Annotated in this window: 18 protein-coding genes; 12 read left to right on the top strand and 6 right to left on the bottom strand. The window is 43.1% G+C overall.

Annotated features, from left to right (window positions below; genetic code table 11):
* Positions 1 to 64: 64 nt before the first annotated feature.
* From dacB to L0B18_RS16400, 5 genes are all read left to right on the top strand, one after another.
* Entirely contained in the window at positions 65 to 1,492 is a 1,428-nt protein-coding gene (gene dacB / locus L0B18_RS16420; RefSeq protein ID WP_234572891.1) for a D-alanyl-D-alanine carboxypeptidase/D-alanyl-D-alanine endopeptidase, read from the top strand.
* The gene (locus L0B18_RS16415; protein WP_234572890.1) at positions 1,492 to 2,862 is read left to right on the top strand and encodes a sigma-54-dependent transcriptional regulator; all 1,371 of its coding nucleotides are present in this window, start codon (positions 1,492 to 1,494) and stop codon (positions 2,860 to 2,862) included. Before dacB ends, L0B18_RS16415 begins: the two co-directional genes overlap by 1 nt.
* 49 nt (positions 2,863 to 2,911) lie before the next feature.
* Entirely contained in the window at positions 2,912 to 3,274 is a 363-nt protein-coding gene (locus tag L0B18_RS16410) for a four helix bundle protein (RefSeq protein WP_234572889.1), read from the top strand.
* Positions 3,275 to 3,338: 64 nt separating this feature from the next.
* A complete protein-coding gene (folD, locus tag L0B18_RS16405; RefSeq protein ID WP_234572888.1) occupies positions 3,339 to 4,232 on the top strand; it encodes a bifunctional methylenetetrahydrofolate dehydrogenase/methenyltetrahydrofolate cyclohydrolase FolD in 894 nt (297 codons plus the stop codon).
* Between the two features lie 149 nt (positions 4,233 to 4,381).
* On the top strand, positions 4,382 to 6,514 hold the full coding sequence (locus L0B18_RS16400; RefSeq protein WP_234572887.1) for a M3 family metallopeptidase: 2,133 nt from the start codon (positions 4,382 to 4,384) through the stop codon (positions 6,512 to 6,514).
* A 366-nt stretch (positions 6,515 to 6,880) separates the two neighbouring features.
* On the opposite strand, the gene L0B18_RS16395 is transcribed toward L0B18_RS16400, so the two are convergent.
* The 6 genes from L0B18_RS16395 to L0B18_RS16370 all read right to left on the bottom strand — a co-directional run bounded on the left by L0B18_RS16395 (position 6,881) and on the right by L0B18_RS16370 (position 12,579).
* Complete coding sequence (locus tag L0B18_RS16395; RefSeq protein ID WP_234572886.1) at positions 6,881 to 7,591, bottom strand: hypothetical protein; 711 nt, start codon at positions 7,589 to 7,591, stop codon at positions 6,881 to 6,883.
* Positions 7,588 to 8,292, bottom strand: coding sequence for a fluoroquinolone export ABC transporter permease subunit (locus L0B18_RS16390; protein WP_234572885.1), 705 nt, complete (start codon positions 8,290 to 8,292; stop codon positions 7,588 to 7,590). The genes L0B18_RS16395 and L0B18_RS16390 overlap by 4 nt, the downstream gene beginning before the upstream one ends.
* Positions 8,289 to 9,140 (bottom strand): ABC transporter ATP-binding protein, encoded by an 852-nt coding sequence (locus tag L0B18_RS16385; RefSeq protein ID WP_234572884.1) that lies wholly within the window; start codon positions 9,138 to 9,140, stop codon positions 8,289 to 8,291. The genes L0B18_RS16390 and L0B18_RS16385 overlap by 4 nt, the downstream gene beginning before the upstream one ends.
* Positions 9,137 to 9,802 (bottom strand): TetR/AcrR family transcriptional regulator, encoded by a 666-nt coding sequence (locus tag L0B18_RS16380; RefSeq protein ID WP_234572883.1) that lies wholly within the window; start codon positions 9,800 to 9,802, stop codon positions 9,137 to 9,139. The genes L0B18_RS16385 and L0B18_RS16380 overlap by 4 nt, the downstream gene beginning before the upstream one ends.
* A gap of 200 nt (positions 9,803 to 10,002) precedes the next feature.
* Positions 10,003 to 10,704: a class I SAM-dependent methyltransferase gene (locus L0B18_RS16375; RefSeq protein ID WP_234572882.1), complete on the bottom strand. Its 702-nt coding sequence runs from the start codon at positions 10,702 to 10,704 to the stop codon at positions 10,003 to 10,005.
* Positions 10,705 to 10,782: 78 nt separating this feature from the next.
* Positions 10,783 to 12,579, bottom strand: coding sequence for an ABC transporter ATP-binding protein (locus L0B18_RS16370; RefSeq protein ID WP_234572881.1), 1,797 nt, complete (start codon positions 12,577 to 12,579; stop codon positions 10,783 to 10,785).
* Positions 12,580 to 12,733: 154 nt separating this feature from the next.
* On the opposite strand from L0B18_RS16370, the gene L0B18_RS16365 reads away from it, so the two are divergent.
* The 7 genes from L0B18_RS16365 to L0B18_RS16335 all read left to right on the top strand — a co-directional run bounded on the left by L0B18_RS16365 (position 12,734) and on the right by L0B18_RS16335 (position 22,421).
* Complete coding sequence (locus L0B18_RS16365) at positions 12,734 to 13,243, top strand: NfeD family protein (RefSeq protein ID WP_234572880.1); 510 nt, start codon at positions 12,734 to 12,736, stop codon at positions 13,241 to 13,243.
* Position 13,244: 1 nt separating this feature from the next.
* The gene (locus L0B18_RS16360; protein ID WP_234572879.1) at positions 13,245 to 14,180 is read left to right on the top strand and encodes an SPFH domain-containing protein; all 936 of its coding nucleotides are present in this window, start codon (positions 13,245 to 13,247) and stop codon (positions 14,178 to 14,180) included.
* 2 nt (positions 14,181 to 14,182) lie between these two features.
* Positions 14,183 to 15,130 (top strand): SPFH domain-containing protein, encoded by a 948-nt coding sequence (locus L0B18_RS16355; RefSeq protein ID WP_234572878.1) that lies wholly within the window; start codon positions 14,183 to 14,185, stop codon positions 15,128 to 15,130.
* Positions 15,131 to 15,358: 228 nt separating this feature from the next.
* Positions 15,359 to 15,937 (top strand): RNA polymerase sigma-70 factor, encoded by a 579-nt coding sequence (locus L0B18_RS16350; protein ID WP_234572877.1) that lies wholly within the window; start codon positions 15,359 to 15,361, stop codon positions 15,935 to 15,937.
* A gap of 249 nt (positions 15,938 to 16,186) precedes the next feature.
* A complete protein-coding gene (locus L0B18_RS16345) occupies positions 16,187 to 17,236 on the top strand; it encodes a FecR family protein (RefSeq protein WP_234572876.1) in 1,050 nt (349 codons plus the stop codon).
* A 69-nt stretch (positions 17,237 to 17,305) separates the two neighbouring features.
* The gene (locus tag L0B18_RS16340; RefSeq protein WP_234572875.1) at positions 17,306 to 20,857 is read left to right on the top strand and encodes a SusC/RagA family TonB-linked outer membrane protein; all 3,552 of its coding nucleotides are present in this window, start codon (positions 17,306 to 17,308) and stop codon (positions 20,855 to 20,857) included.
* Positions 20,858 to 20,942: 85 nt separating this feature from the next.
* Positions 20,943 to 22,421, top strand: a complete 1,479-nt coding sequence (locus L0B18_RS16335) for a SusD/RagB family nutrient-binding outer membrane lipoprotein (RefSeq protein WP_234572874.1) — start codon at positions 20,943 to 20,945, stop codon at positions 22,419 to 22,421.
* Positions 22,422 to 22,468 lie beyond the last annotated feature (47 nt).

Raw genomic sequence — 22,468 nt, 5'->3', positions numbered from 1 at the left:
TGCCGTGTACCGTTTCATGTTAAATATCAAAACCAACAGAAATTTTAAAATCCCTTTCATTTGTTTGATAGGGATTCTCTTTTTAGGCGTTTCCTCCGGTCATTCCCAAACGCAGGTTTCCGATACTATTCTGAACCTGATTACAACCAGCCGAGCATCAAACGCCCTTTGGGCTGTCCAGGTAAGGGATGGCAGCGGTAAAGTGATAGAAAGTTATAACGCGGATAAAATCATCCGTCCGGCTTCCAATCTCAAGTTGATAAGCTCGGGAGCCTATCTCGATATCCTGGGACCTGAATTTCGTTTTTCAACAAAACTCTACGGACATGGAATGCAGTCAGACAGTATCTGGACGGGAGATCTTGTTGTGGAAGGTTCCGGTGATCCCTCTATCGACGGAACGTTTTATGAAGATGATCCGCTCTTTCTTTTTGAAAAATGGACTGAAATCCTGAAGCGAAAAGGAATCAAAAAAATAAATGGAAATTTGGTAGGATATGATGGCTTGTTTGATGACGTTCCGTATCCGGAAGGGTGGGAGTGGAGTGATTTGTCATTTTATTATGCACCCGAAATCAGTGCGCTCTCTTTTAACTCCAATGTAGTGGATCTTGAGGTAATTGCCGACGGACCGGTTGGCTCCATTCCTGATATCCAGTGGTTTCCATTCAACACACCTTATGTTGAATTTGTGAATGAGCAACAAATCACACCGCGGGGAACTGAGTATGATGAATCGTACCGGCGCGTTTTGGGAACGAATGTCATCATTCTTCGAAGTACACTGCCGCAAGGATATTATGAAACCGAGCCGTTATCCGTACTGGAACCGGCTTATTATTTTATGGATACATTTCAACGATATCTTGAAAGAAGCGGGATCGAAGTTACAGGGCAAATTTTCATCGACAAGAACTATTATTTGGATCAATCCGGGATGGCTCTGCTGGATGATCACAGGTCTGAGCCGTTGCATAAACTCATTCAATGGATGAACCGGGAGAGCGATAACTTCTACACCGAAATGTTTCTGAAAAAAACGGTGGCGGAAGTATACGGAGTTCAGGGTTCTACAGAACTCGGTCTTCAAATGCTCAAAGATTATATGCGTGAAATGGGATTTGATACAACATTGGTCAGCCTCCGCGATGCTTCCGGAATGGCTCCGGCTACACTTTTAAAGGCGGAGGATTTTAACCAATACCTTTTAAAGGTGAAAGAGAAAGACTATTTTTCGTACCTATATGAATCTCTTTCTGTTGGAGGAGTGAACGGAACGTTGAGCCACCGGTTCAGAAACAGTACGGTTCACGGCAATTTTTATGGCAAAACGGGATTCGTTTCAGGGGTAAGAGCCCTCTCCGGGTATCTGGATACAAATTCCGGGCAGGAGCTGATCGTATCGATCTTTACAAATAACTACACCGCCAGAACCTCTCATGTAGATTTGATTCACCAGCGAATTCTCGAATATCTTTATTCTGAATATTAATGAGTTCCAAAACAACCATACTGATTACAGATGACGAACAGAGCATCCGAAATGCCCTGAAGGAGATTCTCGAATTTGAGGATTATGCTACTCTTGAGGCAGAAAACGGGGAGAAAGCGCTTGAAGCCATCAGGAAAGAGAAAATTGACCTGGTGATGCTGGACATCAAGATGAAAGGTATGGATGGCGTTGAAGTTCTCGGCAAAATCAAAGAGATCAAACCCGAGCTGCCTGTCATTATGATCTCCGGTCACGGAACTATTAAAATAGCGGTTGAAGCTACAAAAAACGGGGCCTTTGATTTTCTTGAAAAACCCCCGGATTTGAACCGCCTTCTGACCAGTATCCGCAATGCACTTCAAAGCAGCGAACTGATTCGTGAGAATAAACAGATTCGCAAACAGCTTCACGGAAGTACGGATATTATCGGTAAAAGCCCGGCCATTCAAAAGATTAAGAAGATGATTGAAAAGGTGGCTCCGAGCAACAGCCGGGTGCTCATTACCGGCGAGAATGGAACGGGAAAGGAACTGGTAGCACGGGCCATCCATGAGAAAAGTACACGGGCATCCAAAAAATTTGTGGATGTGAACTGTGCAGCCATTCCTTCAGAATTATTGGAAAGTGAACTTTTTGGTCATGAGAAAGGTGCGTTTACCGGTGCATCATCGCGGCGAATCGGAAAGTTTGAACAGGCCAACGGTGGAACACTTTTCCTGGATGAAATTGGCGATATGAGCTTCGATGCCCAGGCAAAAGTACTTCGTGCTCTCCAGGAAAATCAGATCACACGGGTTGGCGGTACAGAACGAATTGATGTGGATGTACGCGTATTGTCTGCAACCAATCAGGATTTGCATGAACTGATTGAAGAAGGAGATTTTCGGGAAGATCTCTTCCATCGACTGAATGTAATTCCGATTCATCTCCCGCCACTTCGTGAGCGAAAGGACGATATTACGATTCTCGCGAAATGGTTCTTGCAGCAGCTTTCGGAGCGTGAAATTATATTTTCAGGGAAATCTCTTTCAGATGGTGCGCTCGAAATGCTGGAAAAACAGCCGTGGTCAGGTAATATTCGGGAGCTTCAGAATGTAGTGGAGCGTTTGGCTCTTCTTTCTATCGAAGATGAGATTACAGCTGAAGATGTGGAACAACTGGTGGTTCAGAAGAAAAAACCTTCGAATGTGCTGAATGATTTGCTTGACCAGACGGACAGTTTCCATGAATACAAAGAAGAAGCCGAACGATTATTCCTGCTTAGAAAGCTCGAAAAATATGACTGGAATGTATCCGCCACCGCCGATGCCATCAATATTCAGCGGAGCCACATTTATAACAAAATGAAGAAATACGATATAGAACGGTAGTGATTGAGTTGAGAGTGACTAAAGTTTGGAGTGAACGAAAGTTGTTTCAATGGATAACAAGGAATTTGGAAAAAATTTAGAGAAACGAACTATGGATTTTTCCATACTTGTTATTCGTCTCTCATCAAAATTACCAAATACTCCCGAAGGCAGGGCCATTAGGAACCAGCTAACTAAATCGGCTACCAGCGTGGGGGCAAATTATCGCGAGGCAAATAGAGCCAGAAGTAAAGCCGATGATTTCAGACATAAAATAAAAATCTGTGAATCTGAAGCTAGTGAAACTGAATACGGGCTTTTATTAATCGAGCATCAAAAATGGGTTTCTGCAGATGAAATTGAATTTCTAAAAAATGAAATAAATGAATTATTAGCTCTTTTTACATCTATTGGAAAGAAACTCCGAGAATGAAAAAGTTATTCGAGAAAGCTTAACTTTCGGCACTCCAAATTTCAAACTTCAAGTACTTATTTAAATGTCAGCTAAAATTATAGACGGTAGAAAAGTTGCAGATATTACCATGTCCATCATTAAAGAGGATGTGGAGAACTGGGTGAACGCGGGAAATCGCCGGCCTTTTTTAAAGGTCGTACAGGTGGGCACAGATCCGGCATCCACTACGTATATCGGTGCTAAAACCCGGGCGTGTAAAAAAGTTGGCATTGAAACCGACACCGAACATCTGCCAGATACCGTTTCTGCAAAGGAGTTAAAAACAACCATCCGTTCCTTCAATGAAGATGACTCGATTGACGGACTTTTGGTTCAGTTACCGCTGCCTTCGCACCTTTCCTCACATGATGTGATTGAAAGCATTGATCATAGAAAAGACGTCGATGGGTTTCATCCGATGAATGTGGGGCGCCTGACTGTGGACCAGCCAACATTTCGGTCATGCACACCTGCGGGAATTTTTGAGTTGTTCAAATACTACAGCATCCCGGTAAAGAGCAAGCATGCTGTTGTGGTTGGTGCGAGCAATATTGTGGGATCTCCCATGGCAATCATGCTTTCGCGTGAAAATTCATCCGGCAAAGCCACAACAACCATTTGCCACAAGTATACACGGGATTTGACCAGTCATACAATTTCAGCGGATATTCTTGTTGTAGCTGCCGGTCAGCCGGAATTTATCAAGGCTGAAATGGTAAAAGAAGGGGCGGTTGTGATTGATGTCGGCATCAATCGTGTTGCGGATGAAACGACTGAAAAAGGCTATAAACTGGTTGGAGATTGTGATTTCGAAAACATCAAAAAGAAAGCGAGCTGGATAACACCGGTTCCCGGTGGCGTTGGGCCAATGACGGTGGCCATGCTGATGAAAAACACGTTATTAGCTGCTAAAAAATCAATCTATCCGGATGAATGATGTTGATTTAAGGTGAGAGAGTTCGTGTATCACCGCTCAAAAAGATTAAAAATCTATTTCCAATACTGCTATCTTACAAAGATGGAATGCAAGCTAATCTACATATTCAAGAGCTTAGAGATTTTTCCCAATCTATAAACACAAATCGTATGAACAAACTTATAAAACTATTATCTGTTACCGTGGTAGTTTTCTTTCTGCTATCTGCCTGTAACAGTGAAGATGAATCTATGACTGAAAATCCGTTTTATTCACCCAGCACACTTCCACTTGAAGCTCCCGATTTTGATGCGATTTCTATCGAACATTATCGGCCTGCTTTTGAGGATGGAATGGAACAACACCTCGCTGAAATTGATTCAATTGCCACCAATTCTGAAGCGCCCACCTTTGAGAATACCATTGTAGAAATGGAAAGGAGCGGGCAATTATTGGGGAGAGTCAGCAGTGTATTTTACAACCTCACGTCGGCGCACACGAATGACGAGCTGCAGGCTATCCAATCAGAAATGGCGCCGAAACTGGCTGCACACTCCGATAATATTTACCTGAACGGGGATCTTTTTGAGCGCGTGCAAACACTTTATGAAAATCGTGATGAACTGGATATAAACGCGTCCGAGCTCAAACTTCTTGAAGATACCTATCGTGATTTTGTACGGGCCGGCGCACTTTTGACTGATGATGAGCAACAGCGAATGCGGGAAATCAATGAGCGGATGTCAACTTTGACAACCCGTTTCGACGAAAACCTGCTGAAAATGACCAACGACCGTGTGGTTTTGGTTGATGATGTGGAAGAACTGGACGGCCTGAGTGACGACCGGATTGCCGCGGCAAAAGAAGCTGCCAATGCCCGTGGCCATGAAGATCAATACCTGCTGTCGATTACGAACACCACCCGTGTACCTATCCTGGCAAGCCTGAATAATCGCGATCTTCGTGAGAGAGTGTGGAAAGCGTCCGCCTATCGGGGAATTGGCGAAGACGGCGGCGTAGACAACCGGCCTTTTATCCTGGAACTTGTGGAGCTTCGTGCCGAACGTGCGTCTCTTTTAGGTTACCCCAACTTCGCATCCTTCCGGCATGATCCGCAAACCGCACAAAATCCGGAAAATGTGCTGGATATGCTTACGGATCTCATCCCAAATGTAATTACCAATACCGAGCGTGAAGCTGAAAAAATCACTCAAATGATGCACGAAGATGGTGTTGAAGGAGAAGTACAGCCATGGGATTGGGAATACTACGCAGAGAAAGTTCGCCAGGCAGAATATGATATCGATGAATCGCAAGTGCGTCCCTATTTTGAACTAAACCGGGTTCTTGAAGATGGCGTGTTTTTTACCATGAACAAGCTATTCGGCATTACGTTTGAAGAACGATTTGACCTTCCGGTTTACCATGAAGATGTTCGGACATTTAATGTATTAGATGAAGAAGGAGGGCAAATAGGCCTGTTTTACGCGGACTATTTTACACGTGATTCAAAAAGCGGAGGCGCCTGGATGAACTCCTTTGTGTCTCAGTCTGAACTTCTGAATCAAAAGCCAGTGGTTGTAAATGTGCTGAACATCCCGCCGCCGGCTGAAGGTGAACCGGCACTGATCAGTTTTGACAATGTGACCACACTTTTCCACGAGATGGGACATGCTGTACACGGACTCTTTTCTGATGTTTATTATCCGTCGCAAAGCGGTACGTCGGTTCCCCGCGATTTTGTGGAATTCCCCTCAACATTTGAGGAAGACTGGGCAATTCAACCCGAAGTACTGAAAAACTACGCCGTTCATTATGAAACCGGTGAGCAGATTCCTTCTGAGTTATTAGATAAAGTGATTGCTGCCCGAAACTTTAACCAGGGTTTTGATACACAAGAGTATCTTGGTGCTACCATGGTAGACCTGGAATGGCACCTCCTGGATTCTACGGAAATCCCGGATGATGTGGTAGAGTTTGAAGATCAGTCTCTGGCCAAGTACAATCTTGATATGGCCGCCATCCCCCCAAGATATAAATCACCTTACTTTTCGCATATTTTTGCCGGCGGATATGCTGCGAATTATTACGCATATATGTGGAGTGAAATTCTTGCGGCCGATGCATTTGCCTTCATGCAGGAAAATGGCGGACTCACCCGCGAAAATGGCGACCGATACAGGGACTATATCCTTTCCAGGGGCGGCAGCAGCGATGCCATGGAATTGTACGAAGCCTACAGAAATGGAGAGCCGGATGTAACCCATCTCCTCCGCAGACGTGGTTTAACAGCCGGAAATTAGATTATAAGATTTCCCTCGAATAGAAGGAGCAGGCGATATGCCCTGACAGCAAATTATTCAACAATATCAAACGCCGATTCTATACAGGGATCGGCGTTTTTTTTTGCCTGTTCTCAAGCCAATTGAGGCGAATCAGAAAGCTCAATGGTTTATCTTCGTCACTTTCAGCCACGTCAGTTTGAGCGCAGTTCCGACGGTGTTCTTGTCGGAACGAAGTCGAAAACTCAAATTTCGACTACATTTCGAGGGAAAAACACCCTCGAAATTGCGCTCAATATGACGCCATGAAAAACGGATTTTTCTCACCTAAGAAATCCACCGTCGTTGGGTCTACTATCCCACCAACTTTCCCACAGTCATTCCCTATCAAACAAAATGCTTTTTCAGAAATTGGCGGCTCAGCCAGATGATTAATCCTCCAAAATAGAGTGTCCCGATCAGTCCAAAGAACAAGAAAGAAAGTCCCTCGGTACTATTTACAATACTCTGGAAAAGCCAGTGAGTAGGGAGAAATCCGAAGAAGTGTACAAGTCCGTCGGGAACGAAAAATGCAGCAAAGGGAAGAAGTACAATCATGTTAAACGCTTTGATGTAAATCATTCCCTGCATCCGGTTTTCTACAAGTGTATTGATGCCGAGAACGTAAGCCGGCACAACCAGGGCGGCTAATATTGAAATTGCGATATTTGTACACAGCCCAATTTCATAAAACGGCTGGACGGCAATGAGGCCCACATTCAACAAAACCGTGATCAGGAAAGGAAGGATAAACCGGGATAAGATGAATTGAAAGCCATTGATAGGGGAGACACCATACACTTTGGCAACGCTGGTTTCTTTCTCTTCAATCAATACCATGCTGCTGATGAAGCAGAACATTTGTGTGTTTTCGATAACGCCAATCACCAGAAATAACGGGATGTACGGAATGAGCACTTCATATCGCTCGACAAGTGCGGGAAGAAACCAAACCATCAGTGCATACAGCAGAACCGGGAGTACAATAAAGGCATAAAGTGACGGATCCCGGAAAATGAGCTTAAAGTCAGTCAGAGCTAATTTGATGATTTTTCTCATGGCGTTTGGGGGATAATGGTTGAACGGAATCTTTGGTAAGCTGCTAAGTAGAAAAGAGGAGTCCAGATCGCAAGGGAGACTACTGAAAACCAAGAGAAAGGAGCGCTCTCATTCAGGGATTCTGCGATGAGGTGGAGTCCGCCCTGAACCGGAAGCAGTTGAACGACAAAACCGAGATCGATCCCGTTTAAATAATGCAGCAATGGCAAATTAACCACCGGCAGAAAAACCGGGAACGAAAGCAGCGCAAATTTCAGAAAATCATCGCTGTAAGAAAGCACAACAATTCCAAGCAAAGCCGCCAGCCAGGAAATCCCAAAAGCACCGATACTGAAAGCCGCAATATCAAACGAAAATCCTTTGATGGAAATCGCCAGCCCAAGTGAACAAATCAGGCCGATAATCGAGAGAGACAAAGATTTTGAGAGAATATAATGATGAGTGCTAATCGGTGTGACAAAAATGGCAGGTAGAATTTTATGCTTCATCTCGGTAAAAATGGCCAGTGCAATAAAGAAATAGCCAATTACGGTCGGATCATTCAGAATCAGTGAAACAAGCACCTTGTCGATGTTGGCGGTTGATCGAAGAAAGAAGAGAAGAAGTCCATAAATTAACGTCACTACAATACTGATACTGATGATATTGTTCTTTTGAAGAAGTACAAACTGCCATCGGAGTTGTTTGGCGAGTGCTTTCATTTGTCCAGAGCTTTGCCGGTTACGTTGATGAACACTTCATCGAGAGTTGCTTCCATAGTGTGGATACGCTGAACATCATCCGACTTGATGAATTCCAGGAACTCTTTGTTATGACCGAGATTCTGAATAGAAAATTCCTGCGACTGCCCATTTTTCAATTCCACAAGAACAGCTTCTTTTCCATATTTCGATTTCAGGGATTCCGGGGAGTCAGTAATTCGAAGCTCACCATCCACAATAAAAGCAACCCGATTACACAATTCATCCGCCGTGTGCATGCTGTGTGTGGTGATGAAAATGGTCTTTCCTTTCCTTTGAAGATCCTGGATATGTCGGCGGATCATTTGAGAATTGACCGGGTCCAGTCCGGCGGTCGGTTCGTCAAAAAAGAGAATATCCGGATCGTGTTGAATAGCCCGGATAAAATTGAGCCTCACTTTCATTCCCTTTGAATAGGCTTCCACCGGTTTGTTGATGGCATCTTCCAAACCCACCATTTCGAACAGTTCAGTTTTGTCCTTTTTTTGTCCATTGGGATAAAATGATCCGAACAGATCGAGATTTTCAAGGCCGGTCAGTTTCTGGTAGTGGTTCGGCAATTCAAATCCCACACCGATTTTTTCATAATAGGAGATATCCCAGCTTTTCAGGTCTTTGCCGTCAATTTTTACATCACCGGTATAGTTGACGAGAGTTTTAAAAAGCACTTTTTGTGTGGTACTTTTTCCCGCTCCCGAGGGACCGAGAAAGCCGAACAGCTCGCCTTGTTTTATATCGAAACTGATTCCTTTCAATGTGGGAGAATCAGCTTTTGGATACTGAAATTGAAGGTTATTAACGTGTATCATGACATCTCCTTATCTAGAGCATTTTTCAAAAGTACAATGTAGTTGTCCACTGTTTGCATGAGTTCATCCACTTTTCCTTCATAAACCGGCTTTCGTTTTTTGATACTTTTTTTGGGAGTGATTTCGCCAAAAGCCTGCATCTGTTCATTGATAGCCAGGCTGGTTTTATAGAGAAAAAATCCTGAAGTCTTCAGCGGAATGTCATCCCTGAAATTTCCGAGTTCGATTTCATGTTTTATCATCTCTTCAAATGCAGAGATAGTCTGTTGCAGCATGTTATTATAAATTTCTTTCACTGAAGGGGAATTGAGATTCTCCACAAGGCTGTGAAGGAAATGGCTCTCCAAGGGATTTTCCAGATCGAATTGAACTCCTTCTTCGTAAAGCGCTCTGAAATAAGCCCAGAAATCGGGAAAGTCATCGCGTTTAAGATGACCGATGTACTTCATTTTAACCTTTGTACATTCGTTGATCAGGTACATAAACAGGTCCAGTTTATCATCGAAATATTGGTAGACGCTTCCCTTGGCGATTCCCAGCAATTCAACCACCGAACTGAGGGATGCTTTGTCAAAAGGATGAACCGCAAACTCTCTCAGAAAAGCGTCTGTTATTTTCTCTTTTTTCTTCGGATTGAGATTGTGAAATGTTTCTTTCGGCATAGTTTAATTGTTGATGTGACTGTATAGTCATGTTAATAAATTCAAATATGACTTACCAGTCATTTTTAAGGATTGAAAGAAGAACGGTTGTGTCTTCTCCAAAGTTTTCAATTGTTAATAGGGTGAGCCGGGTTTTATCAGCTTGATAAGAAGAGGAAATATGGAGCCACCAAAAGGCTTCTCCATTTTTACAGGGCAGATTATTGTTTGGTGGCGGTGATCATCACGTTTCGTGAATCCGGCTCATACTTTTCTGTGATTGAAAATCGCCTTTCTTCCAGCCAGGAGATGAATTCTGAAGTCTTTGCCGGAAAATCAAAATTTCGGATGTGGTCATAAACGAGCTCTTTATCACTTTCAGTAACCGTATGCCAGGTCATCCCGATATTTTCAATATACTCTTCGAGATACTCATGGCGGTCTAAAGTGTCATCCCTCATGATGTCGATAACAATAAGAGTTCCGCCAATTTTCAGATGGTTATAAAGGTCAGCCAGAAAGATCTTTTTTTCCTCATCCTGCAAATGATGGATCGCAAAACTACTGTAAATGAGGTCGAAATCTTTGTCTGCTTTCTTAATTAATTTCTCCATGGGACCGCCCAAAAGAGACAAGTAACATTCAAGAGGTTTGAGGTTTTTTTGAGCATAGGAAAGGGCGGTTTCTGACATGTCATATCCAGTGAAACTGTTTACATTTCTCCCTTTTAAAAGTTTTGAAAGCATCCATGCATCACCGCAGCCACAATCCAGAACATCCAGTGGTTTATCATCAACAGGCTTTTCTTGGAAAAAGGATCTTATCTCATTGAAGAAATCATGATGAGACATATAGTTGCATTTCGAAACTTCCTGGTAAATACTCCAGTTTCTGGCAAAAATTTCCGTCGAAGGCGAGCCCATATTTTTTCAGCTAAATGTAGGTATATCTATGATGATAAGCACAAAGTAACCATTAAGTGTAATCTTTAGTAAACATTTTTAAAGTTGCAATGTGATCTGATTATCATCGTCCAGATCGCGGAATTGCAATTCATAAAGATGGCTGTATAAACCGCTTTGTCCAATAAGTTCTGTATGGCTTCCTTCCTCAATGATTTTACCTTCATCCAGTACAAGAATACGGTCGGCGTGCTGAACGGTTGATAACCGGTGAGCGATAACAAACGTGGTTCGGTTTTGCATCAGCCGATAAAGAGCTTCCTGAACTTGTGCTTCGGATTCAGAATCAAGCGAGGAAGTCGCTTCATCCAAAAGAAGAATTGCCGGATTTTTAAGAATGGCCCGGGCAATAGCTAAACGCTGGCGCTGTCCGCCACTCAGTTTTACTCCCCGTTCTCCGATCAGAGAATCGTAGCCGTGCTCTGTTTCCAGGATGAAGTCATGGGCATTGGCATCTTTTGCAGCTTGCACCACTTCTTCATCAGTAGCTTCCAGGTTTCCATAAAGAATATTTTCTTTGATGGTGGTTCCAAAAAGATGTATTTCCTGGGGAACAATGGAGATTTGTTCACGCAGTGATTTTACTTTCAATTCGCGAATGTCGGTTCCATCAATTAAAATAGCACCCTGATTGGGATCGTAAAATCGTGGCAGCAAATTGAGAAGGGTCGATTTTCCGGCCCCGCTGGGCCCAACCAGAGCAATAGTTTCTCCGGCGTTTGTCTCAAATGAAATGCCTTTGAGAACATTTCGTCCATCTTCATATGCAAACCAGAGATCGTCCAGGGTTACCTGACCGTTTAATCGTTCTACAGGTTTGGCATGTTGCGAATCTTCTATTTCCGGTGTTTCATCAAGAAGTTCAAACGTACGTTCAGATGCTCCTGCGGCAGTATTAACAGTGGTATACAATCGGGAAGTTTGGCCGATTGACCGGGAAATATTTAGAGCATAAATAATGAATGCCACAAGATCTCCAGCCGTCAGCCTGCCCGCTAAAACCTCTTTGCCTCCGTACCAAAAGATGATGACCAGGGTACTCATGAACAAAATTCCCACACCGGCCCAAAACAGTTGTGTGAGAACAACTTTTCTGCGTGCTGTGATAAAAAGCTTCTCAACTGCTGTTTGATAACGGCTCACTTCATAATCTTCCCGCACAAAAGCTTTTACAAGGCGAACGGCACCGAGGGCATCTTCGGCGATAGCTGTGGAGTTGGCCAGTTCATCCTGGATACCACGGGAGAGTTCACGAATTTTTCTTCCAAAATACCTGGTGGCAATGGTTACAAAAGGAACCGTTAAGAAAATAACCGAGCTCAACCGCCAATTGAGCATGACCATTAATGAAACGGAACCTATCAGCGAGAAAGTAATTGTGAGTAGTTGTGGCAGCGAATCGGTAAGGGCCGTTCGGATGGCGCCTACATCATTGGTCAGCCGGGAAGTAATCTCGCCAAGCCTTCGTTCGGCAAAAAAACGGAATCCAAGCCGGTGTAAATGTTGATACAGTTTTTTCCGGAGATCAGTAATCACACGTTCTCCAACCCATTCCAGATGGTAATTACCAGCAAATGAAAAAGCGGCTTGCAAAATAAAGAGCCCGAATAATCCGATAGCAAGTATGTTGAGCATACTCTCATTACCCGATTCAAAAACGGCATCCAGCAGTTCACGGAGTCCGAGCGGAACCGTCAACCAAATTCCAGAGGCAATAAGTGTAGCTGCTGTGGCGATGTAAAATCGGGTGCGGTAAGGTTTACTGAGCGCAAAAATATCAACCAGCGTGCTCCAAAGAGATCTGATGGAGCGTTTTTGTTCTTCTGCTTTAGTCATTTAATGTTGTTAAGATAATCCTCGGATCTTTCCTTACGAGAGAAAGGCAGATCAAAATGCTTAAAAAGTTCAGATCTTAATGGTACAAATTTAATGCCAACATCTTGAGATTTTTTGCTGTCAATTCTGTATCTATCGGGTAGAAGGAAAAAACATGCATGAGCTTATGGATGGGGAAATCATTACCTGGATATTTTTAATTGGCGGAATCGTGTTAATGCTGCTGGAAATGCTTATTCCCGGCGGCGTTACATTCTTGCTGGGTATTAGCGGATTAGCAGTTGGAATACTTCGTTACTTCGGTTTTTTGGAAGATCCGTTTACTGCCACATTTACATGGCTGTTCTCATCTATGGCATTAACGATTCTTATTCGCCCTTTCATCAAAAAGTATTTCCCCGGGGAAACTTTTTTCAAACTTGCGGATGAAGATTATGAAGCAATGGACCAGATTGTGAAAGTGGTGGAACCGATCAATGAATTTGATAACAGCGGGAGAATTCGCTACCAGGGAATTTCATGGCAGGCACGTTCTATGGAGGGAGATATTCCTGTGGGCACCAGCGTCCGTATCAAGTACAGGGAAAATACAACATGGATTGTGGAACCGGTGGAGAGCATCGATTCCGTAAAAACTCAACTAAAAGAAAAAAACAGAAATTGATATGTGGACAGTATTTCTAATTCTGATCGTTCTCACATACTTCATCTTTACACGGCTTTTTCAAATTGTTGAATTCCGGGAAGAGGTGATCCAGGAGCGGCTCGGAAAGTATAAAAAAACACTAAAACCGGGATTTCATTTTTTGATTCCGTTTGTAGACCGTCCGGCATACAGCCAGGAAATGAGAGAGCAGGTGATTGACGTTCCCAGCCAGACTTGTATTACCAAAGATAATATTGAAGTGGCCGTGGATGGACTTGTTTACCTCAAAGTGATGGATTCGTACAAAGCCAGTTATGGAATTTCAAATTATCATGCCGCTGCAGTGAATTTGGCTCAAACCACCATGCGGAGTGAAATTGGAAAAATTACGCTGGATGATACTTTTTCCGAACGGGAGAAGATGAACGAAAACATTGTTCGTGAGATCGACAAAGCGGCCGATCCCTGGGGAATTAAAGTGCTTCGCTACGAGATCAAAAATATTCGTCCTTCGAAAGATATTGTGGATACAATGGAGAAACAGATGGAAGCCGAACGTGAGAAACGTGCAGAAATCACCCACTCAGAAGGACATCGGCAGGCGCGAATCAATGAATCAGAAGGGGAGCAAAAGAGCCAGGTTTTGGTCTCGGAAGCGGAACGACAGCGGCGAATTAACGAAGCAAAAGGCCGTGCCCAAGAGATTGAACTGGTTGCTAATGCAACAGCAAAGGGAATCCGGCGGGTAGCGGAAGCCATCAATCGCCCGGGTGGAGACCTTGCCGTTAAAACGAAACTTGTAGAACAGTATATCAACCAGTTTGGGAAGATTATCAGAAAATCGAATGTGTCGGTTCTGCCTACTGAAACAGCAAATCTAAAAACCTTTTTTGAAGGAGTGAGTAAAGTGAGTGATCATACCAAACCTGCAGCAAACACAAAAGGAGGAAAATAGCCATGGAAATCTTAAACACAATCAGCCAGGTTTTCTTAGCACTTTTCTCCATCTATGTGATGTTTATGTTTGTACGCGCCATTCGTTTGGTTCCTAACCAGTACAATTACATTGTGGAACGTCTGGGGAATTATCACAAAACGTTGGGTGCCGGTTTTCATGCCCTGGTTCCGTTTATCGATAAAGTTGTATACAAGCAAGATCTGAGAGAAGAAACCATCGAAGTGGAACCACAGGAATGTTTTACTCAAGATAACGTGAAGGTAGAAGTGGACGGTGTGATTTACATCAGCGTAATGGATCCTGTAAATGCAAGTTATGGTGTAACCGATTACCGGTATGCTGCCGTTCAATTGGCCCAAACCACAACTCGTTCGGTCATCGGTACGATGGATCTTGACCAAACATTTGAAGAACGTGCCAAAATGAGTAAAGAAGTGGTGGAAGTACTCAGCGAAATGGAGCGTCCCTGGGGAATCAAAGTACACCGCTATGAGATTAAGAATATCGTAACGCCCCGAACTGTACAAAACGCTATGGAACGGCAGATGACCGCCGAGCGTGATCGCCGTGCTGTGATTGCAAAATCTGAAGGTGTGAAAGGCGCCAAAGTAAATGATGCCGAAGGGATGCGGGCTGAGATCATCAATATTTCTGAGGCAGAGATGCAGCGCCGAATCAACGAGGCGGAAGGTTTGGCCAACGAGATTGAAGCAATTGCGGAAGCTACTGCCAAATCGATTGAGCAGATTGCCGATGCGTTAGCCCAGCCGCATGGAGAAGAAGCCATGCAGTTACAACTCGCAGAAAAATACCTTGAAGTTCTTGAAGGAATCGGCCGCGGCGAAAACAGCATCATCCTTCCAAAAGATATCTCCAACTACGATGCTTTGATGGAAGGACTTTCACTAAACAAACTGGTGATTGGATCAGATAGAGAGAAAAAATAACTGATTCAATCTTTCACATAGCCGTTCGGCAACGGATACAGATGGCGGTTGTTGAAAAGATTGTAAAGTTGATATACAATTAAGATGGAGAATACGATTTGTATGAGGTCTATTTATAACTTTTTTATCCTAAATGTTAATTAAGGATGAAGTTTTTTTGCACCTAAAATATTAATGAGTTATTCTTGCATTGTAGTAATTAATTAGTTTATCTCCTTTTTGTTCTAGATGAATCATATCCACCATTCTCATTTTAACGAGGAAAACTGTTTAAAAGAAATTCAAGAGGGGAATTCCGACGCATTCAGAACTCTCTTTATTCAGTATTATGAGAGACTGTGTTTGTTTGCCTACCGCTATATAAAATCCCGGATTATTGCCGAAGACCTGGTACAGGAAGTTTTTGTGAAGATGTGGGAGCGAAGAGAGGAGTTGAAAGATATAAGGAACCTGAAGCCATATCTTTACCAGGCTGTAAAAAATGAAGCTCTGGATTTTATAGAACACCAGGATATGGTATATAAAAAGTTATCGATGCTTAGAATTACTCTTAACAGGAGCAATACGGACCAGAATACTGAAAATTTAGATCATGATAAGTTTGAGAGTCGCATTCAAAATCTGATTGAAGTACTTCCTGAAAAAACGAGACAGATTTTCAAATTGTGCAAAACGGATGGACTTTCTTACGAAGAAATAGCCGATATCTTAGACATCTCTGTAAAAACGGTTGAATATCACATCAGCAAAACGTTCGAAATCATTAGAGTAGCTCTTAAAAACGAGAAGAATTCGCTCTATAAATAAGAGAAACACCGCCTGAGTGTTAGAAATGGTTTGTGTTTCTTTTTGATTGGAGCCAGGGAATATTTGTTGCCAGCCTTTCTTTTAGAATAATCCCTCAGAAGTTTTTTATGAAAGCATTCCTGATTTTTCAAGGGTTTTCCTGAAACAGTTTACGGTTTTTAAATTTTTTTTCCTGAAATACAGATTTTTTTTAGGGTGCCTTCCTTTTCATTCGTGTTAGGTGTAGTAATGTAATTGAAAGCACAAATCATGGATGTTGCACTTTTAGTTAAATATTTGTCAGGACACTGTTCCCGGGCGGAACAGAAACGTGTCGAAAACTGGCTGAAAGAAGACAGAGACAACCGGCGTTACCTGGCGCATATAAAAAGAGTGTGGGATGTTGAACCTAAAAAGGAATTCAAGCCAAATGCTCAAAAAGCTCTTGATAGAGTAGAGGCGAGATTGGGCGGCATTGATTCACCAGAAAAAAGAATTGATGAACAACTCCAGCATTTATATAGCTCTTCGCATAAAAGCCGATCTAATATTTTGCCGTGGTTGTATGTAGCCGCATCCATTTTGATTTTGGCCATGGCTACACTTTATGTGGCGGCCCGGTTTTCTTCCTCAGCAGAGCAGAAAAATACCGATGCGGAAATAGCCATGCAGGAAATCATAACTAAAAAAGGGCAGCGCACCACCTTCCGGTTAAAAGACGGTTCGAGAGTTGTTTTAAATGCAGACAGCAAAATTCGTATTCCAGCAGACTATGGAGAAAAAAACAGGGAGCTATACTTGGCGGGAGATGCATATTTCGAGGTATATCCGGATGCAGACCGCCCATTTATCGTCTACTCAAAAAATACATTTACACAGGTTCTGGGAACCAAGTTTGCCGTTCTCACTCATCCCACACAAAAAGTAACTGCGGTGGTAGAGGAAGGGAAGGTTGCTTTTGGAAGAAACGACAGTACAGGACATAAATTCGAAGAACTCACACAAAATGAAGTAGCCGAAATCTACGAGGACGGAAACGCAAGTGTGTTCTATAAGAATGATTTGAATCAGTATTTAGGCTGGAAAGACGGCCTGCTGATTTTTGAAAGTACTCCATTCAATGAAGTGGTAAGCAAGCTGGAACGCTGGTATAACATCGATATTAAAGTACCGGATTCCACATCCGGCTTTCCAAAGCTAACGGCCGAGTTTAGTGATGAACCCATGGGTGAAGTTCTCAATGTGGTAGCTGCAACCCTGCACCTTCGCTATATAAGAGATGGTGACAAAATAACTTTTATAAACTACGAAGCTAAATAGCCCCTTAAACAATCAGTTTATCGTGTCATTAAAACCGACGCACAATTCACAACTAAGGTATACATACATATGCTCAGAATAGATACAGGACAAATAGTAAACAAACTTAAGGTACTGCTTTATGTACAGCTCTCAGTTTGTTTTTTTGCGACTCCGATAATGGCCCAGAATAATAACTCTGAGCCGACAACAGCCCAAGGAGAACTTGTAGTAGCTGAAAAATACAATGTTACAACAGGATTGGAATTATCTGGTAAAAATTCTGCTGTACTTGAAAAAGTAATATCGTTAGATATTGAAAACGGAACTCTTGAACATGCTTTACTTGAGATTGCTGGCAAAGCAGGTTTAAAACTTTCCTACAGCCCTCAAATTGTTCCTCTTTCTAAAAGGGTTTCGTTAACAAATCATAAAATTACGATTAACAATGCATTATGGGAGGTTTTGAACGGCACCAGCCTGCGATATGCAATATCAGAAAATGGTCATTTGGCCATTATAGTCGATCCGGATATAGAAGAAGCAACGGCTTCGGTCCAGTTTGAAGAAGGGACGATTACCGGTATTGTCAATGATGCCGCAACCGGAGAAACGCTGCCGGGAGTGAATGTATACATTGATGAACTTCAAATAGGGGCGCCCAGCGATTTGGATGGAAGGTTTGAAATTACAGAGGTGCCTTTTGGAACCTATACTGTACAGGCATCTTTTGTAGGGTATCAGGAATATTCAACAGAAGTTGTGATTGAGGAGGAAGAAGTTGAACTGAATATTTCCCTTCAGCCAAGCGTGTATGGACTGGATGATGTTGTCGTAACGGCGTTTGGTGTTCAGCGGGAGCAGCGATCTTTGGGTTACGCATCGCAGTCCGTCGATTTTGAAGAACTAACCAAGGCAAAAGAGACAAACCTTATAAATTCTTTGCAAGGTCGCGTAGCCGGGGTTGATATTGTCAGCGCAACAGGAAATGTTGGAGGATCTTCGAGAATTGTGCTTCGTGGTGTAAGTTCCCTTTCGGGAGATAATCAACCTCTTTTTATTATCGACGGCGTGTATATAGATAACTCCAATTTTGATGGAGCCGGCGCTTATGGCTGGACCACAAGTGAAGTTGACTATGGAAACGCAGCGATGGATATCAATCCCGAGGATATTGAAAGTATTACGGTACTGAAAGGTCCGAATGCTGCTGCCTTGTACGGGTCCCGTGCGGCCAATGGTGCTGTTGTCATCACTACAAAAGACGGCAGCCAAAATAATGGTATTGGTGTGGATATTAGCAGCAGTACTCAATTTCAAACGATCCTGGAATTCCCGGAGTACCAAAATAAATTTGGTCAGGGTAAAATTGATGAAAACGGAGTCCCGCAATTTTCCTATGTAGATGGAAGAGGGGGAGGAGTATTTGATGACGTAGGTGAAAGCTGGGGCCCGCCTTTGGATGAAGGTTTGCAAATTGTACAATGGTGGTCAAATGGCGAGCCCGCGCCATGGGAATCTCATTCCGGAAATACAAGAAGCTTTTTCAATACCGGTTCAGTTTTTAATAATTCCATTTCGCTTTCCGGAAGTAAAGAGGATGCAAATTTCAGGCTTTCTTTCACAAACCTGGACCAAACCGGAATTGTACCCAATGCCAAAATGCACCGGGCAAATATTTCATTCAACGGGGGAATGAACATCACCAATCGATTGAGGGCCGAAGCTCGTGCAAATTATATTGACCTGGAAGCATTAAACCGGGCTGAACAAGGGTATAACTGGAACAACATCATGTTTACCATTGGCCAGTGGACGGCACGGCAAATTGATATGGATCGTCTTAGTGATTACAAAGATGAAAGTGGAAATATGAGGAATTGGAGTTCGGTTCACGAAAATCCCTATTGGATTCAATACGAAAACACCAACTCCCAAAACAGAGATAGAATTATTGGTGGGGTTACACTGAATTATGATGTTAACGATTGGCTGCAAATGGAAGGGTTTACCGGAACAGATTGGTATGTCGATCGCCGCGAAGCCCGGTATGCGCAAGGCAGTCATCGTACGCCAGACGGTGAATATTTGGAATCAACCCGATACATAAAAGAGTGGTCTTCCCGGTTTATGGTGAGAGCCAATACAGATTTAAGTTCTTTGATTTCTCTTTCAGGGATGCTTGGTGCCGAAAATCTGCAGAATACCTATAACTATAATAGCGGCCATGCAAGTCAGTTAAGTTTGCCTGGTGTTTTTACACTCGAAAATGCTGCTGTACGCCCAACTCTCGTTGATTTCCAATCTGAGAAAGAGGTGAACAGTATTTATGGTTCAGCAACCATCGGCTATAAAGATTTGGTATATCTGGATATTACAGGGCGGAATGACTGGTCATCCACATTACCAAAAGAGAACAACTCTTATTTTTATCCGTCAGCAAGTTTGAGTTTGGTCTTCACTGATCTTTTTGCTGCGCCTTCGTGGTTCACCTATGGAAAAGCCCGTGGCGGCTGGACCCGTGTAGGGAGTGATACCAGTCCCTATCAGCTTGAAACGGTATATGCTTCACAAGATCCCATTGGCAATATCGCGACTTATGCAATTAACAATGAGATTGCCAACAAAGGATTAAAACCAGAACAAACAGCTTCTTGGGAAGTCGGTCTTGAAATGAGATTTCTGGATAATCGTCTTGGCCTGGATGCCACCTATTACCAGTCGAATACAAAAGACCAGATTCTCCCGGTACAGATCTCCAAAGCTTCTGGATATAACACACAGATTATTAACGTCGGTGAAATTGAAAACCACGGAGTAGAGCTTACGCTATCAAGTACAATCGTACAGACCTCGGACTTTACGTGGGATATGCTGATTAACTATACCCGCAACCGAAATGAAGTGATAAGCCTGGCCGAAGGCCTTGAAAGTTATGTGATTGGCGGCCGTGGAGCCTCGGTAGAAGCAAGACCGGGAGAAGCTTTTGGTACCTTGTACGGAACCGGATATCTGCGGGATGAGAGCGGAAATATTGTGGTTGATGATCGTGGAATTCCCATTGCCGATAATGAAATCCGGTCTTTTGGAACCTATGCTCCTGATTGGTCCGGAAGTATCAACAACCAGTTTAATTACAAAAATTGGGCGTTCAGCTTTCTTATTGATACAAAACAAGGTGGTGTGATTCATTCGGATGGATACCGGTGGGGCCGATACGCCGGCACCTATATCGAAACGCTGGACGGACGTGTCAACACCTTTGTATTCGATGGCGGCCGGCACGCTTCGGGAGCTGTTAAACAAGACGGCACGCCGAATGATATTCCTATTGATATGAGTACCGTTTACCCGTACAACCGTCATTTCTCAAATGTGACAGAATCCACCATTTTTGATGCCAGTTTTATAAAGCTGAGGGAAGTCAGACTGACTTATTCACTGCCTACTGATATTCTGCAGCAGTTCTTTATCAAAAGTGTAGATTTCGCTCTTATTGGGCGTAACCTCTGGATCATCGATAAAAAAGTGCCACATATTGATCCGGAAACGGCTTTAAGTGCTGGCAATATGCAAGGTATTGAATCCAACCAGATTCCGCCGGTTCGTACTTATGGTTTTAATGTCAATGTCTCATTCTAAGGAAATTATAAAAATTAACATGTTTGCTATGTTCAAAAAAATAAACACACCAACAGCAATAGTTATAGTAATCTCGTTCTTTGGGATGATAAGTTGCGACAACGGGTTTGAGGAGGTCAATTCCAATCCCAATGCGAATCCAACGGCAGATGCAAGATATGTGCTTCCTTACGCCGAAGAGGCCGCCGTTGACCTCAGCGTTGGCGGACTGGATATCAGCAATTTGTACGTACAGTATTATTCGAATCTTCTGTACGCAAGTTCTGGGATTTATGATTACAGCCCTTCCAGTTCTAACGGACATTGGTCTACGTTCTATATCAATATCCTGGAAAATTTAAATCAGATAGAAATTGCCGCTGAGGAGACCAATAATGTCAATCAGGAGGCAATCGCAGTGATATTAAAAACATGGATTGCTCAAAATATGACGGACCTTTGGGGTGATATTCCCTACACAGAAGCGAACCTGGGAAATGCACCTCTGGAACAGAAAGTGATCAACCCAAAGTATGATTCACAGGAGTCGATTTATGAAGATTTGATCGTACAATTAGATCATGCCATCAATATAATCGATGAGTCTTCCAGTCCGTTTGGCAGCGAAGATTTGATTTATAACGGTGATATGACCAAATGGAAAAAGTTTGCTACCTCGCTAAAACTTCGGGTTTATATGAGATTATCTGAAGTGAAACCAGGCGTGGCACAAGCCGGTATTCAGGAAGTTTATACGGCGGGCGGATACTTTGAAAGTAATTCTGACAACGCTTTAAAACCCTATCTGCAATATCCAAACAACCATCCGGATAATGAACAGTACCGCCTTCGGGAAGATGATAAAGTCAGTGCCACAGTTGTGGATAATTTATCGGCTTTGAACGATCCCAGGTTACGGATATACGCAGCGCCCACAGGCCAGACAAGCGAAATCATAGGCTTACCGGTTGGATTAGAGCAAGGTGCAGGATACACCAACAGCAACGTATCACCCATCGGGGCATATTTCGTGGCTCCCACAACACCCGGTGTGATTATGACCTATTCCGAAGTTCTCTTCATATTTAGTGAAGCCTCCGCAAGAGGCTGGCTGGATGTCCCCGGAAAATCAGCAGGTGATTTATACGAAGAAGCTATTACAGCCAATATGCATATGTATTCTCAGGAGAAATTGGATGCCGTTTTAAGCAGTTTTCCCGGAGATGATACCTATAACACACTTGGTTTGAAAGAAAGTGAATTTCCTTCCGGCATTACAGACCAGGAAATCGCCGAATATCTTCAGCAGCCGGGTGTGGCCTGGAATCCATCACAATGGAGAGAACTGATTGGCCTTCAGAAATGGATTAAGTTTTACAACCAGGGCGTGCAAGGCTGGCACGAGTGGAAACGATTGAATTATCCCGTATTGGAACCGGGACGCGATGCTCTTCTTGATGAAGTTCCCAAACGGTGGATTTATCCGTTAAGTGAACAATCGTTAAACGGAGATAATCTTTCGCAAGCCGTTTCCAATCTGAATGGTGCGGATGATTTAACAACGCACGTTTGGTGGGATCAATAATTCGTGATCATCCACGACATGGTTTTTGGTTAAAGTTAGAGTAGTTG

It is taken from the genome of Rhodohalobacter sp. 614A, assembly GCF_021462415.1.
GTDB lineage: Bacteria > Bacteroidota > Rhodothermia > Balneolales > Balneolaceae > Rhodohalobacter.
This window is presented reverse-complemented; position numbering and strand designations above follow the sequence as displayed.

Excerpts from the sequence above, each read along its gene's own strand:
- L0B18_RS16415 (WP_234572890.1), top strand. The coding sequence starts at position 1,492 with ATGAGTTCCAAAACAACCATACTGATTACAGATGACGAACAGAGCATC.
- L0B18_RS16410 (WP_234572889.1), top strand. The coding sequence starts at position 2,912 with ATGGATAACAAGGAATTTGGAAAAAATTTAGAGAAACGAACTATGGAT.
- folD (WP_234572888.1), top strand. The coding sequence starts at position 3,339 with ATGTCAGCTAAAATTATAGACGGTAGAAAAGTTGCAGATATTACCATG.
- L0B18_RS16400 (WP_234572887.1), top strand. The coding sequence starts at position 4,382 with ATGAACAAACTTATAAAACTATTATCTGTTACCGTGGTAGTTTTCTTT.
- L0B18_RS16395 (WP_234572886.1), bottom strand. The coding sequence starts at position 7,591 with ATGAGAAAAATCATCAAATTAGCTCTGACTGACTTTAAGCTCATTTTC.
- L0B18_RS16390 (WP_234572885.1), bottom strand. The coding sequence starts at position 8,292 with ATGAAAGCACTCGCCAAACAACTCCGATGGCAGTTTGTACTTCTTCAA.
- L0B18_RS16385 (WP_234572884.1), bottom strand. The coding sequence starts at position 9,140 with ATGATACACGTTAATAACCTTCAATTTCAGTATCCAAAAGCTGATTCT.
- L0B18_RS16380 (WP_234572883.1), bottom strand. The coding sequence starts at position 9,802 with ATGCCGAAAGAAACATTTCACAATCTCAATCCGAAGAAAAAAGAGAAA.
- L0B18_RS16375 (WP_234572882.1), bottom strand. The coding sequence starts at position 10,704 with ATGGGCTCGCCTTCGACGGAAATTTTTGCCAGAAACTGGAGTATTTAC.
- L0B18_RS16370 (WP_234572881.1), bottom strand. The coding sequence starts at position 12,579 with ATGACTAAAGCAGAAGAACAAAAACGCTCCATCAGATCTCTTTGGAGC.
- L0B18_RS16365 (WP_234572880.1), top strand. The coding sequence starts at position 12,734 with ATGCATGAGCTTATGGATGGGGAAATCATTACCTGGATATTTTTAATT.
- L0B18_RS16360 (WP_234572879.1), top strand. The coding sequence starts at position 13,245 with ATGTGGACAGTATTTCTAATTCTGATCGTTCTCACATACTTCATCTTT.
- L0B18_RS16355 (WP_234572878.1), top strand. The coding sequence starts at position 14,183 with ATGGAAATCTTAAACACAATCAGCCAGGTTTTCTTAGCACTTTTCTCC.
- L0B18_RS16350 (WP_234572877.1), top strand. The coding sequence starts at position 15,359 with ATGAATCATATCCACCATTCTCATTTTAACGAGGAAAACTGTTTAAAA.
- L0B18_RS16345 (WP_234572876.1), top strand. The coding sequence starts at position 16,187 with ATGGATGTTGCACTTTTAGTTAAATATTTGTCAGGACACTGTTCCCGG.
- L0B18_RS16340 (WP_234572875.1), top strand. The coding sequence starts at position 17,306 with ATGCTCAGAATAGATACAGGACAAATAGTAAACAAACTTAAGGTACTG.
- L0B18_RS16335 (WP_234572874.1), top strand. The coding sequence starts at position 20,943 with ATGATAAGTTGCGACAACGGGTTTGAGGAGGTCAATTCCAATCCCAAT.